Below are 18,192 nucleotides of genomic sequence, written 5' to 3' on the forward strand. Positions count from 1 at the left end.
CGGGACTTCCTGTCATTGACGGGAAGTTTTTTTATAATTATATTTACTCAAATAAATATATGATTATAAATATAGTTTACAATTTATAAAAATATTTATAAAATACTCTTGCTTTTTATAAAAATATATTGTATAATGAATTCAGTTAGCAATGACTAACAAAAGGAGGTTTTTTATGAAAGCGAGCGTAATATACTGGTCAGGCACAGGTAACACAGAAGCCATGGCAAATGAAATTGCTGCAAAGCTAAAAGAGCTTGGAGCAGATACAAAGCTTGTATCAGTAGAAGAAGCAAGCCTTGATGATGCGAAAGAGGCAGAACTTCTAGCACTTGGATGCCCAGCTATGGGAGCAGAAGAACTTGAAGAGGACTATTTCAGGCCGTACTTTGATAGCATTAAAGACATAATCAAAGACAAAAAAGTTGCCATCTTCGGTTCATACGAGTGGAACAGTGGAGAGTGGATGGATCTTTGGAAAAACGAATGCGCTGATAGTGGCATATCAGTTGTAGACGCACTTATAGCATACGACCATCCAGATGCAGAAGCACTAGCAAAGTGTAGAGAGCTAGCAGAAAAATTAATGAATTAATTATCAAGGAGTGCTAAGCCCCCTTGGCGCCCCTTGTACATATATATAAAAACTGCCCACCAAGGCAGTTTTAATATTTAATCAATATTTAAAAATTATCCTAATAATATATCCAGTACCATCATTATGACAAAACCAAAGATGATACCATAAGTCGCTTCCCTCTCATAACCTTTTGAGTGCGTTTCAGGAATTATTTCATCACAGATAACGAAAAGCATAGCGCCCGCAGCCGAAGCAAGCACAACCGGTAGGACAGGTTTAAAAATATTAACAAGGCCAAAGCCAAGTACAGCGCCCACAGGCTCAACTAGTCCAGTTAGAGCCGCCACGATGAAAGCGTATTTCACAGAGTACTTTTCACGCATAAGACTTAAGGCAACAGCTAGACCCTCAGGCATATTTTGAATGCCGATACCAAGAGCAAGTGCAAGACCATCACCAATGTTTTCAGTACCAAAGCCAACACCAGTCGCCATACCTTCAGGGAAATTGTGAATAGTGATGGCTATGATAAATAGCCAGATTTGGCTAAGAGATGACGAGACACCCTCACGCCTTTTGTCAATAAGATGCTCATGCGGAGAGAATTTATCAATCATATCAATGATAAAAGCCCCCAAAATAATTCCAGCCGAAGTGATCATAACCGCCTTGAAGTCACCGCCGCCATATTCAATCGATGGCATAACAAGCGAGAAGCAAGTCGCCGACAGCATTATACCAGCAGCAAAGCCAAGCATAACGTCAAGAAGCTTTTGCGAAACATTTTTCGTGAAAAACACAGGGACAGCGCCTAAAGCAGTCATTAGACCCGGAAAAACGAGTCCGATAGCTATGATGGTCTCCCTAGTAAAATATTTATCCATTACATATCTCCTTTTTCAATAAATATAAAAAGATTATATTATATAGGCATTTAAAAGTCAAGAAAAGGGTAAAATGTAAAAGTGAAGGAGTTGATCAAATGTATTATATAAATACACTTATGAGCGAGCACGAGTACATAATTAAGCTCACAGACCATATATTAGCCGTTTCAAAAGAAATTTTACATGGCAATGTCAATGCAAGCGCCATAAAAACCATAACAGATGTGATTAAAAATTATGCCGATGGGTATCATCATAAAAAAGAAGAAGATTTAGTTTTTAAAGCTATGCTTGACAATCTTGGCGAGCTAGCAGAAAAACTTGTTACAAGCGGCATGTTAGTTGAGCACGACCTAGCTCGTTACGAACGAATGATGATAGAATTAAGTTTAGAAAATTATGAAAAAGATCATACAGACGAGGCACGCCTTGAACTTATCGGTCATCTTATGAGTTATCGCTCACTATTAATTCGTCATGCAGATAAAGAAAATAAAGTCGTTTATCCATTTGCCATGAAAAATCTTCCAGAAGAAATTCAAAAACATTTAGACGAAGAAACAAAAGTTTTTGAAGAAGAAAATAAAGAGCAAAGAGAGAAATATATTGACATTATAAATAAATTTTAATTATGACAAAATTGTAAAAATTTCAATACAATAAATCAAAAACGCTACTTAATGAGCACAAAGCTCCAAAGTAGTGTTTTTTTGAGCTTATATTGGTATTGAGCGCATTGCAATTAATTTCTAATAGTGATATAATATCTACTATTATAATAGGGATATTATAAAATATAAAAAAGGAAGGAGGGGAGAAAATGAACAGAAAAATAAGAGTAATAATACTCACTTTGGTTCTAACTGTTCTTATGTTTGGAGGCACTCGTTTGATGGCGCAAAATGAAAATAATGCAGTGAACCCTCAAACAACTCCCACAGAAGAAAATTTAGAATCAAATAACGAAGGTGAAAAAGGAGCATCTTTAGTTGAAGAAAGTAAAAATACTGATATAGATAGTAATGAAGCAGAAGCTAAAGAAGATGCAGGTAAAACTGAAAGTACAGAGGCAGAAGCTAATAAAAACACAAATACTGAAGTAAGTGAGCCTAAAGCAAATGAAGATGCACCTAAGGCAAAACAAGAGGAGAAAAAGACTGAAGCTAAAGAAGCTGAAAAGCCAGCTGCTAAAGAAGCTGAAAAACCAGCTGAAAAGCAAGCAGTAAAACCAGTAGAAACACAAGATGTAAAAGCAGCAGAAAAAACAGCAGCAGGAAATGGTCCAGAAGATGGTGCAAAGCCACAAGCAGCACCAGCAAAGGCACCAGAAGCACAAGGCACACCAGCAGGTGAAGGCAATGGTGAAGGCACTGGCACTGGTAAAGGCAATGATCCTAAAACACCAGCACCACCAACACCAGAAGTGGATACAAGCAAAGATGAAGAGCTAAAAGCTTTACAAGATCAAATCAATGCTGAACAAGACCAAAAGAAAAAAGCTGATCTTCAAAAAAAATACAATGAAAAGTATTTAGAAAAAGTTGAAGCAGCTGGAGCTGATAAGACTGACCCTAATATCCAAGAACGTTTAACTAAAGATGAAGATATAAAAAATTATAATATCATCAAAGCTAAACAAGAAGAGCTTAAGCAAAAAAAGGAAGCTCTTGAAAAGAAGATTGCTGAAGGCAAAGCTTCTGAAGAGGATATTGAAGCTTTTAAAAAGTCTATAGAAGAATACAACAATCTTTTAGGAGCTTTTAAACCACCTAGGGCATTGACTGATGAAGAAGCAAGGATCAAAAGCGAAATTTCCGCTAAGCCATATATCAATATTGACAAAGATAAGTCTTCAAATTATGGTAAGGATCAGTACGAAAAATACCTTGCAGCCAAAGAAAAACTAATGAAAGCTTTAGATCCTAAGAAGGATGGATTAACTGAAGCAGATTATAAGGAACTTCGGGAAAAGGGAATAAAAGTAAACAATCTTGCAGACCTGGAAAAAGAATTCTTAGCTTTAAATGATGAAGTGTTAAGATTAATTAAATCAACAAATGATAAAGAGAAAATCGTTCCAAAATTTACAAATGAAGACGGTTCACCAAAGATTGATATTTTCCCATATGACTTTACAGGATCTATAGACCTAGGAAAAAATCTTAATAAAGAAGGTGAAGACTATTACTATCTTCCAGATGGAACTCCACTTAAACTCTTTGTTCAAGTTGGTAGAGATAATCCAGAAAAAGGCAAAGAAGCCACTGAGATTACTTTTACTTTAACACCAAAGAAAATTGGAAATCCAACTGGCGGAGATGCAAGTCCAGATACTCAAGTTATAGTTCTAAATGGAGAGCCAATAGAGCTTAGTAAAGATAAAAATGGAAATTATACTTTTACAACTAAACAAGCTTTTGGCGTAGGACAATTTAAAATCGATATGTCATCTATGTATGGGGAACTTCACGAAGGTTTTACTCTTACGATGGAAGCTACAGGTGATGGAAAGACAACAAAAGTTGAAAAGAATTTCCTGATAACCAAAAAAGGTTATGACGAAAATCCAGAAACTGGAAATATCGGTAACACTGATAAAGAAAAACCACAAAAAGAAGATCCAGGCAAGATTGAAGATGGCAAAGTAAGTGATTATACTGAAAAGGTATTTGATATCTTTGCACTTCTTAAAAAATCCAATGGGTACATCGACAAGGTTTTAGTTAACTCAGTAAATGGTAAGGCACTTCCACTTTCTCATGTGAAAATTACTATGAATATTCCAAAAAATTCTGATGGTAAATTTGCAGAATATATTCATAAATCTGATCTTAAATATGAAGACCAAGGTAATGGAGTATATGTACTTGAACTAGAGAGAAAAGAATTTGAAAATAATCTTGTAGAAGAAAATGGCAAATTTTATCTGAAGAATAAAGATGGGGAAAAAGGAACTGAACTTACAAAAGCTGATGACCTTAACAATGCAGTCCTTGAAGGAAAAGACGGCAAAACTTATGTTGATAGTAATGGAGATGTTCATGAAGGCGTAAAAACTGTAGAAGTTAATGACGGAAAAGCAAATGATACAGAAGAGACTGAGTACAGACTAATTGGTGATCAACTCTCTAAAAAAGTTGTTGACCAAGACGGAAATATTTCCTATACAGATGTAATTAACTTTAATGGGAAGAAAATTGTAACCGAAGGTAATACAACCTATGAACTTCGTGGCGACACACTTCTTATCTACACTGATATAAAGGATGTCTACGACGGCCATGTATCAAACAAAAAAGATACTAAAGATGGAGATAAATTCAAAGCTGACAAACTAGTAACACCTACTGATAAAGGTAAACAAGTTACCGTAACAGAAGATGGCAAAACTGAAAAATCCTACGGTGGAACTATAGTTGAAAAAGGAATCTTTGATAAGACCACAAAAAAATATGTTGGCAAGTCAGGTACTACATTAGAAGGTGTAGCAGGAGATCAAGTTATTGACTCTGAAGGGAAAAAATCAACGGTAAAAAAACCAACTGATACTAGTAAAATTAAGTTTGAAAAAGATGGCGAAAAAGTACTTTATAAATACTTCCAAGATGATAAAGGAAATGTTTATCACATAGTTACTAATGCTGTATTTAATGGAGAATACATTGTTGATGGCTTAGAGTATAAAAAAGATGCTGTCCTTTTAGATAAATTTGGAAGTACAATGAAAGATATTACCGTAACAAAAGAAAAAGACGGCAGTTATACTTTCACTAAAAAAATTGTTGATAAGAATGGAAATCCAAAGGCTGATTTAGAAACCAAAACCACTAAACAACCAGATAATAGTTGCTCTGTAAATTATGATGGTAGAACTATAAAAGTTGATGGAAAAGTTAGACAAATTTTTGTCGATGAAAAGAACTATGTAATTGTCGATAATAATAATCAAATAATCACAAGCGATATGACCAGTGCTTACAATCCTATAATTGGCAAATACTATTACGATAAAGAAAATAAAAAGTTTGAATCTATTGAAGATAAGAAAGACAAAATTATCGATGATAAGTATTATGTTGGTCTAGTAAAAGCTAAGTTAAAAAAGAAAAGCTTTGAAACCTATACAAAGGATGGAAATACTCTTGTAGTTCCAGATACTGCACAAAGATATTTCGGTAGTGACAAAGTAGATGATTATTTTAAAGCTGGCAAAAAATACTATGCTAAACAAACAATTGGTTATGGCGAAGATGCAAAAACTATCTTTGTAAGTGGAGATGAAGTTTTAACTACAGAATCAATTACAAAAATTCTTCAAATTTTTAAAGACGGAAGTAAAAAAATTGTCGATGGAAAGGATATTTTTGAGGAAGTCAACAAGGCTAAATTTGGATTAAAATTCCCAGGATATTTGACAGGAAAAAATATAGTTTACAATCTAAAAACTGAAATTGCAGCAGACTATATCAGATACAATCCTTTAAAGAATGAGTCTGAGGAAGTTTCTATCTATACAGATGATAAAGGCAACCATAAAGAAGCTAGAGAATCTTTTAAAACAATTGATAAATATTTTTACTTTGAAAATAAAGAAGATAAAGACTTTGGATTCTTTAAAGAACATCCAGAAGCCTTAGAAAAAGTCTTAGACTATAGTTTCTTTAATATATTCTTTAGGGATGGATCCGATAGACTTAGAGATGCTTATGTAAAAGACTTATTAAAAAATGATAAGAATGGTAAGTATACTGACGAGGCTATAAAAAAGGCTACAGATGAAAAAGATAAGATTAAACTTATCGAAGAAAGAGATTTCTTAAATCTTTTAAAAGCTGAACTCAAAAAATTTAATGAGAATGCAGAATTTAAAATAGAAGATGATAATCTTAAAGTTGTTTACACAAAAGATGGTAAAACAGTTGAAGTAGATAGGACGCTTCTTTGGAAGGTAGGATTTACGTCAGATGGAAAATTATTCCCAGAAGATACTGATTCTGAAATCACAATCGAAGACCACAATATGGATAATCGTTTAGTTTATGATGAAATCATCATAAACGATAAAAAAGATGATTGGGAAGCAGCTAAAAAAGCTTGGGAAGAAGATAAAAACAATGCAGGCAAAAAATTTGCCGGCACTGATGAATATTTCTTCTTAGACCAATTAAAGAGAATCTTCTTAGGCGTAAACCCATATTATATTGATGAAGCTTTTGTACCAGCAGGAGAAAACTTTGTAATCACAAAGGAAGATATTGAGACTGCTCTTGGTCATAAAGTAGATACAAATAAATCAGTAGTTGATAGTAAGGGCAATGTTACAACTTATATATTCAAAAACAATGAACACTTTATTAAAAAAGGCGATATAGAATATAAAGTGACATACGATCCAAATACAGCTCAAATCAGAATCAAGGTTTTAAATGCATTCCACAAGTCACACAAACCAACTGGTGATGACAAGAATCATTTTGAAAGCCCAGTTCAAAAAGCTTATCAAGCTAGACTTGATAAAGTTAAAGGTGAAGTTAATGGACTTAACACAAGTGATCTTACTAAATTTAAAGATGGTTTTGATGGAATACTAAAAACAACATATACTGAAAACTCAGATTGCTACAAGACATTAAAGCACAAATTTGACAAGATGATGCAAAATGTTAAAAAGTTAAAAGCTGATGAGCAAAAAACTAAAATTGCTGAAATAACTCAAAAAATGCTTGCTGAAATGGCTAAGCAAAAGCTTGAATATCTTGATAAGGCTAAGGGTGAATACAAGTACGATGATATGCGTTTCAACGCTTTGAGATTTGAACTTGCACCTGGCCAATCAATTGGCGGCCCAATAGACGATGCAAAAAAGAAATATATCGGTATCAGCTCAGTTTTAGTTCCAGAAGTCGACATTCCATTTACAGATGAATTTGGAGACCTATTAACCAATAGGGATATGTATCTAAAAGAAGCCATTGAAGAGATTCTAGAAAATGGTATTAAAGTAGATGAAAATACGACTATAAATTTTGATAAGACTTGGAACACCAAAGAAGAAACTTATAAACAGGTTATGAAAGAAGCCTATGCAAGAGTAAACAAAAAAGAAATTGCTGAAAAAATAAAAACACTTGTAACAGTAAATGAAGACAAAAATAAAGTTGGCGTTGAAAAGTACACTGTTAAAAATGGTAGTGACTTTAAATATGAAGACTTTGCTATTGGCCAAGGAAAAGAGAGAAAGAGTCTGAAAGACAAGTCAGACAATCCTGTTAACCCATACTGGATTGGCGATGGTGAAAATTTTAAAACCATTGACAAAAATATTGACGCTCTTATGGAAAAGTATAAATATTCAAAAGAAAAGATGGAAGAATTTAAGAACTCTGAAGAATATAAGAGACTTACAAATCCTAAGATTTCAATTGGTGCATATTATATGCATGTAAAGGGTTATGATAGGGCAACTTTTGCCAATAAAGCAAACTACAAATTAAACAAGGTCCACCAAGGTCCTGGCGTATTTGGCGATGAAAGTCACTGGAAAAACAAAGTTTGTTATCCAGGCCCTATTGGCAAGTGTTTAGAAGAAGCTGGCGGAGACAAATTCCCAGATGAAGATGGCGCTAGCGTTAAAGATCAATTTAAGGGAAATAAAAATGATAAGTTTACAATAACTTATCCATCAACTGGCTACACACCTGATGGTGAATTTCCTAAATTTACTAAAACAGGAACTGAAAATGTTGAACTTTCTGGTCACGATTCAAAAGCTGAAGTTAATTATCAAGTTGACCTAACAGTCGACAAAGTAAAGTCTGATCAAAAGATCGGTGCAGGAGCAACTAAACCTGTCGATGATAAAACTGATGAAGATTCTAAAAATTACAATGAACGTGGTTACTTTGAATACAAAAATTCTTTAATTATCGACTTCTTACCAGAAATATTTAAATTCAAAACTGGTACAATAATGAAGCTAGATATTGATGAGGATGCATTAAAAGCAAATGGAGCTAATGAAAAACTTGATTTTGATAAATTCAAAAAAGATGCAAAACCAATCTATGTTGAAAATGTCTATGAATATTTAGAAAAATTAGACAAAACTAGTGCTCAATACAAAGCTCTTAAAGCAGCCATTGAAGTTGCTGAAAAACAAGGCAAGATTGACAAAGAAGCTAATAAACATGCAGTTCTTGCTTGGCTACCTGATTTTGAAGCACCTCACGGATCAAAGGGTCCACAATTTAGCTTAAAGCTTGAAAAGCTAGAAGTTGATAAGAAGAAATTTAAAGAATATGAAGAAAACAAGGGTAAGGGTGAAATTTTTACCAACCATGCAGTTTTTGATATATTCTATGCTAAGGTGCCAACAACCATCACCGATAAACCAGGCGGATCTGTTGACAAGACCATGAGAATCTATGATAAAGACGGCAATATTGTCAATGATAAGACTGCTAAAGAATGGTTTAGAGGTTATGTTGAACTTAAATTTGGTGATCAATATGATTACAAAATTAAATTCAAATATAACAAAGCTGGCTATGAAGACATCAACTCATCTAAAAGAGATGTGGATGCTTTCATTGTAGATATGTTTGGAAGTAAAGATAAAACTCACGGCTTTAGACCAGTACTCAGAGAATTACCAGATTTTAAGGGTAAATATGAAGGCTATATTGCAGAATATGCCCTTAACATTAAAGAAACTGACAAATTCTACTCAGAAGAAGAAATAGAAAAATTGTTGGCTGAAAAAGAAATCACTCTTGGTAATATAATTGGTGTTAAGATTAAACACAAAGCTGGTTTTGAAATCGGTGGCGATGTTGAATTTGTTTTACCGATGATGATTCCAAATCTTGATGCAAAAGTAGAAAACGGAGAAGTTTACTATATTGGTCAAGATGGCAAGAGAGTTGAACTTGGTAAGGCTGAAGATTTCTTTAAGCTAGATCAACTTAAAAAATCAGATAAAGACTCTGAAATGTATGCATTAAATAGTGTTGAAGGCTCTAATACCGTTACTGTATATCTTGATAAGGAAAGATTCATCAGAGTGTTCAAGGAATTTTTTGAATATGATGGTAAGACTGAAATCAAGAAGGACAGACCTGAAGTTAGATTTGAAATCAAGCAAATTGAAAAAGATGAAAACGGTAAGGTTGTTAAAGAAGTAATTCTTGTCGATAAAGATGGCAAGCCAATACAACTTGTAGTTAACGAAAAGAACAACTTCACAGACATGGTTGACCATTTACCAATCTTTAAGAAGACTACTAAGGTTGATGAAAAAGGAAATGTTACTGTCAAAAAAGTTGAATATGAATACAAGCTTGTAGAAAAGAATGCAGACGGCTATGATGTTGAGTATGAAATTCTTGATAATGGTAAAGACCAATTAGGTTTTGTAATCAAGGCCAAGAACACTGAAAAGCCTGAAACTCCTCCAGGAACTCCACCAGGAGAACCAGGGGACAATCCTAAGAATGTTAAGGTTAAAATTAGCGTTAACAAGGTATGGAAGGTTCTTAACAATGGTGAAACACCAAGTATTCAAGTTGAGCTATATGCTAACGGAAAGGCTACTGGCAAGATCATCACTTTAGGAGTTGACGGCTCATGGAGCGCAAGCTTTGAAAATCTTCCAGCTAAGGATAAAGATGGCAAGGACATCATCTACTCTGTTAGAGAAGTAGGCGAAGCTAAGGGCCTTACTAAGATTGGCGATAGATCATTTGAAGTAAGCTACAGTGATGCAGATGGCGTCTTCACTATAATCAATAAAGAAGTGCCACCAGAAAACCCTGAGCATCCTACACCTGAAGAGCCTGAACATCCTGAAGAACCTGAACATCCTGAAGAACCAGAACACCCAGAAGACAATCACGTCATTCCAAAGACTGGCGTTGCTGAAGATTTAGGCGCTATATACTTTGCCTTCGTATTATTACTCGGCTTAGTATTTATCAAAAAGAGATATCTTGTAAAATAAGGAGATTATATGAAAAGATCAAAGATATTAATCAATATACTGATTTTAATAACAAGTTTATTTTTAATATATAAGGTCTATTCATACATTGACTTGAAAAGGCAAGAGAAAGAGTCTGTGGATATCTATAAGGAGATTGAAGAAAAAGTTTCTAAAAAGGATAAAAAGGATGAGGACGATGCCAATGGTGATGCTGATGAAGCTGAAGAAGCGAAAAAAGTTGATTTTGATGCACTTGAAGCCATTAACAAAGATATAGTTTGCTGGCTAGAGTCTGACGAGGGAAGTATTGACTACCCTGTCGTTAAGGGCAAGGACAACTACTACTACCTTTATCGAGCTGCCAATGGCAAAAGGAATTTGGTCGGATCCATCTTTATGGACTACAGAAACGAATCGATTGAGGACCCCATGGTCATGATCTACGGACACATGATTAAAAATGGAACGATGTTCGCTTCGCTTCACAAGTTTAAAGATAATCCAAGTGAGACGGGCTTTACTATTTACACAAGAGAGCAAGATATTAGAACCACTTGCGTTCTTGCAGCCAGGATCTCGGGCGAAACTTATATCAATCCTAGGGATTACAAGACTTTTGAACAAAGAAAAAAATTCTACAATTTTCTCAAAAAACACGCAGTCTATGATACAGACTACGAGCTAAAAGAGGACGACAAGATTATTAATTTTGTTACTTGCACTTATGAAGCCAGAAATCAAAGGCTGATCGTGCTAACTATTGTAGATAGATAAAAGATGCCTCTATGTAGAGATACATAGGGGTATTTTTATGTCAATTGACAATAAAATTTATTTGATATAAAATATATTATAGAAATAAAATTATAATGATATAAGGAGTGATATACATGGGAGAATATAAAGAGACGCTTAAAATGGTTCTTGATGAATTTCAAGCTGAGGCGAATTTAAAAGAAGGCGAAATACTTGTAGTTGGCTGCTCGACTAGTGAGGTTGTTGGCGGACACATAGGCAAGGCATCGTCGATGGATGTCGCTAAAGAATTTATCGATGTTTTTATGGATTTTGCAAAAGAACATAAAATTTTCCTTGCTTTTCAATGCTGCGAGCACTTAAACAGGGCCATCGTCACTACAAGGGAGTGTATGGAAAAATATTTTCTTGAAGAGGTAAGTGTTGTGCCTAAGATGCATGCGGGTGGCTCTATGGCGACTATCGCTTATAAAAAATTAGCTGATCCTGTTGTGGTTGAAGCTATTCAAGCACACGCGGGTCTTGACATCGGAGACACTTTTATTGGTATGCACATAAAACCGGTTGCTGTTCCAGTTAGAGTCAGCGTGAAAGAGATTGGCGATGCGCACTTAACTCTTGTTAGAAGAAGACCAAAACTTATAGGCGGCGAAAGAGCACAATATAAATAAATGACGAGGAGCGATGCGCTCCTCTATTTTATATGATAAATTAATAAAATTTAATTAAATAATATTTTTTGATAAGTTTATCTACATAGAAAAATATTTTCTGGAAGAAATTATCACGGATAAAATTATTAAAATAATCATGCTCATTGCTTTACAAATAGCTAAATTTGTGATAAAATGATAGGAGAATAATTTTAATTATTATCAAAGGAGGATAAAATGTACGATATAATTGTAGTGGGCGCCGGCCCTGCAGGTGTTTCTGCTGCTCTATATGCTAAGAGCCGTGGCTTCAGTGTGCTTTTGTTAGAGAAGGATGAAGTTGGAGGTCTTATTAAAAGTGTTTCACATGTAACTCATTATGTGGGTTTATCTGAGGGCGAATCAGGTGAAACTTTCAGGGAAAAATTAGAAAATCAAATCGCAGAAGCTGATATTGAGCTAAAATATGAAGAGGTCATCGAACTTGACTTAAAATATGAGTTAAAAAAGGTAAAAACTAGACAAAACTCATACAATGCAAAGGCAGTAATCATCGCTATGGGATCTACTCCAAAGGATTTAGGACTTGAGAATGAAAAAGATATTGGAGTTGAACACTCAGCTTTAGGTCTTGATGATGAGATTGAAGACAGAATCATCTTCGTTGCGGGCGGTTCGGACGGAGCAGCTAAGGAAGCTCTATATCTTTCAAAGCTTGCTAAGAAGGTTTATTTAATCGAAGAAAAGGATGAGCTTGGCATGATTGACGAGTTCAAGGAAAAGATTGAAAATTCTGACAATATCGAGGCGATGACATCGTCTAAGATTGTTAGCGCAAGCGGAACAAGAGATAAAATAACTGAAGTTTGTGTATATGACTCAAATGAAAAGGAAGAAAAGATTTTTGAGAATGGCGAGGACGAATTCCTTATATTTGCCTACATTGGTCAAGCGCCAAACACTGAGCTAGTTAAGGACAGCCTTGAAATGTCAGGAGCATATATAAAGACTGATGGAGTTAAGACATCAATCCCAGGTGTATTCGCTTGTGGAGATATTATTGACAAGAAGATTAGACAGATAGCAACTGCTGTAGCTGAGGGCTGCACTTGCGCTATCGAAGCTCAAAAATATTTAGGATATTAAAAAATACAAAGAAGGGGTGTAAAGATGGAGTTTATTGGAAATGCATTAACATTTGACGATATACTGCTAGTACCAAATTTTTCGGAAATTTTGCCAAAAGAAACTAATACTGAAACTAGATTAACTAAAAAAATTAAGCTAAATATACCGATGATGAGTGCTGGCATGGATACTGTAACTGAATCAAAGATGGCTATTGCGATGGCGAGAGAAGGCGGTATTGGTATAATTCATAAGAATATGTCAATTGAGGACCAAGCTATCGAAGTTGACAGAGTTAAGAGAAGTGAACACGGTGTAATCACTGATCCGTTCTATCTATCTGCTGAACACAAGATTGCTGATGCTGAAGCTATTATGAAAAAGTACAAAATTTCTGGTGTGCCTATAACTGATGAAGACGGCAAACTTGTTGGTATCATCACTAACAGAGACATGAGATTTGAAACTAACATGGAAAAGAAAATTGCTGAGGTTATGACTAAGGATAATCTTGTAACTGGCAGAGAAGGTGTTTCCATGGACGAAGCTTTGGAAGTTATGAAGGTTCATAAGATTGAAAAGCTTCCAATTGTTGACGAAAACTTCCATCTAAGAGGACTTATCACTATTAAGGATATAGAAAAGTCTATCGAATTCCCTAATTCTGCTAAAGATGATCAAGGAAGACTTCTTTGCGGAGCAGCTGTTGGTATAACTGAGGATATGCTTGTAAGAGTTAAGGCTCTATATGATGCAAAAGTTGACGTTATCGTTCTAGATACTGCTCACGGTCATTCAAAGGGAGTGCTTGACGCTGTTAGAAGCATTAAAAAGGAATTCCCTGATTTACAAGTAATAGCAGGTAACGTAGCAACTTACGAAGGAACTAAGGCTCTTATGGATGCTGGTGCTGACTGCGTTAAAGTTGGTATAGGACCTGGATCTATCTGTACAACAAGAGTTGTAACAGGTATTGGCGTTCCTCAAGTAAGCGCTATCATGGAAGCTTATAGAGCATCTCAAGAAACTGGCGTACCTATAATTGCTGACGGCGGTATAAAATATTCTGGAGACGTTACTAAGGCGATAGCTGCTGGTGCTGACGTTGTTATGATGGGTTCATTATTCGCAGGTACTGACGAATCACCAGGAGAAGAAGTTATTTTCGAAGGCAGAAGATATAAAGAATACAGAGGCATGGGCTCACTAGCAGCGATGAAGGCTGGTTCATCTGACAGATATTTCCAATCAAAGGCTAAGAAGTATGTACCAGAAGGTGTTGAAGGAAGAGTTCATTATAAAGGAAAAGTAGGCGAAGTTATTTATCAATTACTTGGCGGATTAAAATCAGGTATGGGCTACCTTGGATGCAAGGACATTCCTACACTTAAGACAAATTCAAGATACGTTCAAATTACAAGCGCATCACTAATTGAAAACCATCCACATGATATCACTATAACTAAGGAAACTCCTAACTATTCACCAAAGAATAACAGGGACTAAGCCATGGATAAAATGAAAAAAGTTTTAGACAAAGGTTATGTAAGGCTTGTAAACCACTTAGGTAGCGACCTTACTGTAGTTAATGCGGCAAGAGTTTCTTATCAAAAAGAATCTTTTGAATTAGATCAAAATGACGAGAAATTAATTAGCTTTTTAGCTAAACATGATCACACATCGCCATTTAGACACGCTATGCTACAATTTGAAGTGTATGCACCGCTTATGGTAGCTAGACAATGGTGGAAATACATCGTTGGTTCATCTCACATGGAAGGCATTGGCGATACTATGAACGGCTGGAATGAATCTTCTAGACGCTATGTTACTGAAGAGCCAGTATTTTATGTGCCAAATGAAAATGAATGGAGAAGCATGCCTGACAATAAAAAGCAAGGCAGCGGCGAACCAGTTGCTACTGAATTAGGCAAAGAATATACAAAAGATTTACTTGAACTTATTGAAAAAGGTCAAGGATTATATGAAAAAGCTATGGAAGATGGCATTTGCTCTGAACAAGCAAGACTTTTCCTACCAGCTTATGGTTTATATGTAAGATGGTACTGGACAGCGTCACTTCAATCAGTTGCTCACTTTATTAAGCAAAGGATGGATGGACACGCTCAAAAAGAAATCAGAGATTACGCAAAAGTTGTTTATGACTTAAGCTTAGAGGATTTCCCAGTAGCAATGAAGGCTCTTATCGAGCACATGAATTAATGAAAATATATTTTACAAGACACGGTTTAACAGAATACAATAAGGAGAGGAGAATTCAAGGCTTACTTGATTCTCCTCTTACACTTGAAGGCAAAGAGAAAGCGAAGGAACTTGGTGCTAGATTAAAGGATGAAGGTATTGAAATCATATACTCATCTGATCAAAAGAGAGCTATGGATAGCGCTAAAATCATTAACGAGGCATTAAAGCAAGACATCATCCCAGATAGAAGACTTAGAGAGGTGTCTATGCTTAGCCATGAGGGCATGACTTGGGCGGAAAGCGTTGCTACTGACCCAGATAGAGAAGATTTAATCATGCAAAGGCCAGACCTTTTTAACGAAGGCGGCATATATCCATACAGAGATGCACTTGAAGACGCCATTGCTTTTATTTTTGAACTTATAAAAACTAATTATGAGAAAGTTCTTGTTATGACTCACGGAAGCAAGCTAAGAGTGATAACAACTGTCTTAGAAGGACTTGATTTAAAAGATACTAACAAGGTAGAGCTTATTAAAGGCTTGAGCCTTAAGATATATGATTATAATGAAGGAAAATTTAAGCTCCTTCATGATGATGAAGATTATGACAACTTTGTATAGGAGGCAAAATGACAGAAGATAGATATAATAATCCCTTGGTAAGAAAACCAATTTATCAATTATTAATAAAATATGCTGTGCCATCGATATTAGCATTTTTAGTTAGTGCTCTATACAATATTGTCGATCAAATTTTTATAGGCAACATTGTCGGTCACTTAGGTAACGCAGCTACAACAGTTAGCTTCCCCATATCTACCATATCCACAGCGATAGCTTTACTTTTAGGCATAGGAACAGCGTCAAACTACAGTATATATAAGGGCAGAGGCGATGATGAAAGAGCCGAAAGGACAGTTGCAACAGGAATTACGGGGCTACTTTTCTTTGCTGGGCTTGAACTCGCTTTAGTTATGACGTTCATAAATCCGCTTCTAAAGTTATTTGGAGCGAGTGAGAACATATTTCAATACGCTTATGATTACACATCGATCACATCCATGGCAATAGTATTTATAGTGTTTTCAATAGCTCTCTCACATATAATCAGAGCTGATGGATCACCAAAATACGCTATGATGCTGAATGTAGTAGGAGCAATACTTAACATTGTTTTAGACTACATATTCATGGTTCACTTAAATATGGGTATAAAAGGCGCTGCATGGGCGACATTCATAGGACAAGCGGTGAGCTTTTTATTAGCACTATATTATATATTCTTCTTGAAAGATAATCCAATCCGTAAAAAAGATTTCAAGATACATAAAGAAGAATTAGCCGCCATACTTAAACTTGGCTCAGCAGCCTGCATTAATCAATTGGCAATGGTTGTTGTGCAGATAGTTATGAACAATGTCATGACTCATTACGGGGCGATGAGTAAGTATGGACCAGATATACCGCTAGCTGCAGTCGGCATCGCGTCAAAGCTCTACATCGTGCTTATTGGCTTTAACATAGGTCTTGCTCAAGGCGGACAGCCAATCATCGGATACAATTATGGCGCCAAAATTTATAGACGTGTTAAGGACACATATCTAACAACAATTAAGATTTCAGTCATCTATAGTACAATATTCTTCTTGCTTGTTGAGATATGGCCACAAATTTTTGTAAATATCTTTGGTAAAGGCAATGATCTTTATATGGAGTTTACTACTATATTACTACGTATAACACTGATAATGACAGCCTTAAACGGTCTTCAACCAATTACAGCAAACTTTTACACATCCATCGGCAAGGCGCGTTTAGGAATATTCGTCTCATTAACAAGACAAGTATTATTCTATCTACCACTGATTATAGTTTTGCCACAATTCTTTGGCATATTAGGAGCGCTTTACGCAACACCAATCGCAGACTTCATAGCTTTTGTGCTAGCAATGTATTTTGTTGTTAGAGAGTTCAAAGCCATGAGCAAGGCGGGAGATGAGGTAATTTTAGATGCAGAAATTCATTAAGTATTTTAAAATAATATTAATATCGCTACTAGTTTTAATTTTATTCTTTGGACTTTATTATTACAATAAGCTTTCTAAAAAGGATAATAAATTAGTTATAGTCGATGAAACAAAGATAAATCAAAAGACTCAGGAGAAGCTTGAGGGTGAATTAGTCTTTGCCTTTTTTGGTATAGACGGGGAGAATGGTCTTGGATATATCAAGAAAAAACTTGCGAAGCTTGAAGGCAAAACTGGCGAAGACAGGTATTTTACTACAGGTAACCCATCTGACACCATGATGCTTGTTAAGATTGATAAAAAAACGGGCAAAGTTAATGTAGTGAGCGTACCGAGAGATACTAGAGTTAAGATAGTGGGCCACGAAGGTATGAGAAAGATCAATGCATCATTTGCAAAAGATGGTCCTTATGCAGCCATTGACACGCTTAGAGAATTTTCTAACGTTGATGTAACAAATTATATCGCAGTTGACTACAAAGGTGTTAAGGCCATAGTCGATATTATCGGCGGAATCGAGATAGATGTGCCATTTGATATGGACTACGATGACCCGACAGACTCGCCTCCTCTACACATTCACTTAAAGAAAGGTAAGCAAAAACTTGATGGCAAGGGAGCTATGGAGTTTCTTAGATTTAGAAAATCAAATCATGGCCAAGGCGATAAATTCTTAGGAGACGTAGGAAGAGTCACTCATCAACAGTATTTCATTAAAGAACTTATGAAACAAACACTTAGCGCAAATAACGTGACAAAGCTTCCACGTATGATACAAGCGGGACTTGAACACGTACTAACAAACATTAGCATAGATGAAATGCTTGAGCTAGCAAAAGTATTTACATCATATTCACAAGATAAGCTTACGATTGAGACAATACCAGGCACAGATAAATACGAGGGCGGCGCTTCTTATTTCATCGCAGATGAGGAAGAGACTGCTAAACTATTCACAAAGATATTTAAATAAG

12 protein-coding genes are annotated in these 18,192 nt (G+C 35.4%); 11 read left to right on the forward strand and 1 reads right to left on the reverse strand.

The window, feature by feature from the left end:
* Positions 1-175: 175 nt before the first annotated feature.
* A complete protein-coding gene (locus tag M1R53_RS01500; RefSeq protein ID WP_019214378.1) occupies positions 176-595 on the forward strand; it encodes a flavodoxin in 420 nt (139 codons plus the stop codon).
* 95 nt (positions 596-690) lie between these two features.
* On the opposite strand, the gene M1R53_RS01505 is transcribed toward M1R53_RS01500, so the two are convergent.
* A complete protein-coding gene (locus M1R53_RS01505; RefSeq protein ID WP_249242834.1) occupies positions 691-1,464 on the reverse strand; it encodes a ZIP family metal transporter in 774 nt (257 codons plus the stop codon).
* A 98-nt stretch (positions 1,465-1,562) separates the two neighbouring features.
* On the opposite strand from M1R53_RS01505, the gene M1R53_RS01510 reads away from it, so the two are divergent.
* The 10 genes from M1R53_RS01510 to M1R53_RS01555 all read left to right on the forward strand — a co-directional run bounded on the left by M1R53_RS01510 (position 1,563) and on the right by M1R53_RS01555 (position 18,191).
* Complete coding sequence (locus M1R53_RS01510; RefSeq protein WP_249242835.1) at positions 1,563-2,096, forward strand: hemerythrin domain-containing protein; 534 nt, start codon at positions 1,563-1,565, stop codon at positions 2,094-2,096.
* 191 nt (positions 2,097-2,287) lie between these two features.
* Positions 2,288-10,465, forward strand: coding sequence for a Cna B-type domain-containing protein (locus tag M1R53_RS01515; protein WP_249242836.1), 8,178 nt, complete (start codon positions 2,288-2,290; stop codon positions 10,463-10,465).
* Positions 10,466-10,474: 9 nt separating this feature from the next.
* A complete protein-coding gene (locus tag M1R53_RS01520) occupies positions 10,475-11,221 on the forward strand; it encodes a class B sortase (RefSeq protein WP_249242837.1) in 747 nt (248 codons plus the stop codon).
* 116 nt (positions 11,222-11,337) lie between these two features.
* A complete protein-coding gene (locus M1R53_RS01525; protein ID WP_249242838.1) occupies positions 11,338-11,874 on the forward strand; it encodes a TIGR01440 family protein in 537 nt (178 codons plus the stop codon).
* Positions 11,875-12,093: 219 nt separating this feature from the next.
* Positions 12,094-13,002, forward strand: a complete 909-nt coding sequence (locus M1R53_RS01530; RefSeq protein ID WP_249242839.1) for an NAD(P)/FAD-dependent oxidoreductase — start codon at positions 12,094-12,096, stop codon at positions 13,000-13,002.
* A 24-nt stretch (positions 13,003-13,026) separates the two neighbouring features.
* Positions 13,027-14,490 carry an IMP dehydrogenase gene (gene guaB / locus M1R53_RS01535; RefSeq protein ID WP_249242840.1) on the forward strand — a complete coding sequence of 488 codons (1,464 nt, stop codon included), beginning with the start codon at positions 13,027-13,029 and terminating at the stop codon, positions 14,488-14,490.
* A gap of 3 nt (positions 14,491-14,493) precedes the next feature.
* Complete coding sequence (thyX, locus tag M1R53_RS01540; RefSeq protein WP_070600236.1) at positions 14,494-15,207, forward strand: FAD-dependent thymidylate synthase; 714 nt, start codon at positions 14,494-14,496, stop codon at positions 15,205-15,207.
* Positions 15,207-15,812 (forward strand): histidine phosphatase family protein, encoded by a 606-nt coding sequence (locus tag M1R53_RS01545; RefSeq protein ID WP_249242841.1) that lies wholly within the window; start codon positions 15,207-15,209, stop codon positions 15,810-15,812. The genes thyX and M1R53_RS01545 overlap by 1 nt, the downstream gene beginning before the upstream one ends.
* A gap of 8 nt (positions 15,813-15,820) precedes the next feature.
* On the forward strand, positions 15,821-17,218 hold the full coding sequence (locus M1R53_RS01550) for an MATE family efflux transporter (protein WP_249242842.1): 1,398 nt from the start codon (positions 15,821-15,823) through the stop codon (positions 17,216-17,218).
* A complete protein-coding gene (locus M1R53_RS01555; RefSeq protein WP_106018129.1) occupies positions 17,202-18,191 on the forward strand; it encodes an LCP family protein in 990 nt (329 codons plus the stop codon). Before M1R53_RS01550 ends, M1R53_RS01555 begins: the two co-directional genes overlap by 17 nt.
* The last annotated feature ends 1 nt before the right edge of the window (position 18,192 follow it).

Source organism: Fenollaria massiliensis, from assembly GCF_023347705.1.
Classification (GTDB): Bacteria; Bacillota; Clostridia; order Tissierellales; family Peptoniphilaceae; genus Fenollaria; species Fenollaria massiliensis.

Excerpts from the sequence above, each read along its gene's own strand:
- M1R53_RS01525 (WP_249242838.1), top strand. The coding sequence starts at position 11,338 with ATGGGAGAATATAAAGAGACGCTTAAAATGGTTCTTGATGAATTTCAA.
- M1R53_RS01555 (WP_106018129.1), top strand. The coding sequence starts at position 17,202 with ATGCAGAAATTCATTAAGTATTTTAAAATAATATTAATATCGCTACTA.
- M1R53_RS01500 (WP_019214378.1), top strand. The coding sequence starts at position 176 with ATGAAAGCGAGCGTAATATACTGGTCAGGCACAGGTAACACAGAAGCC.
- M1R53_RS01505 (WP_249242834.1), bottom strand. The coding sequence starts at position 1,464 with ATGGATAAATATTTTACTAGGGAGACCATCATAGCTATCGGACTCGTT.
- M1R53_RS01550 (WP_249242842.1), top strand. The coding sequence starts at position 15,821 with ATGACAGAAGATAGATATAATAATCCCTTGGTAAGAAAACCAATTTAT.
- thyX (WP_070600236.1), top strand. The coding sequence starts at position 14,494 with ATGGATAAAATGAAAAAAGTTTTAGACAAAGGTTATGTAAGGCTTGTA.
- M1R53_RS01515 (WP_249242836.1), top strand. The coding sequence starts at position 2,288 with ATGAACAGAAAAATAAGAGTAATAATACTCACTTTGGTTCTAACTGTT.
- M1R53_RS01520 (WP_249242837.1), top strand. The coding sequence starts at position 10,475 with ATGAAAAGATCAAAGATATTAATCAATATACTGATTTTAATAACAAGT.
- M1R53_RS01510 (WP_249242835.1), top strand. The coding sequence starts at position 1,563 with ATGTATTATATAAATACACTTATGAGCGAGCACGAGTACATAATTAAG.
- guaB (WP_249242840.1), top strand. The coding sequence starts at position 13,027 with ATGGAGTTTATTGGAAATGCATTAACATTTGACGATATACTGCTAGTA.
- M1R53_RS01545 (WP_249242841.1), top strand. The coding sequence starts at position 15,207 with ATGAAAATATATTTTACAAGACACGGTTTAACAGAATACAATAAGGAG.
- M1R53_RS01530 (WP_249242839.1), top strand. The coding sequence starts at position 12,094 with ATGTACGATATAATTGTAGTGGGCGCCGGCCCTGCAGGTGTTTCTGCT.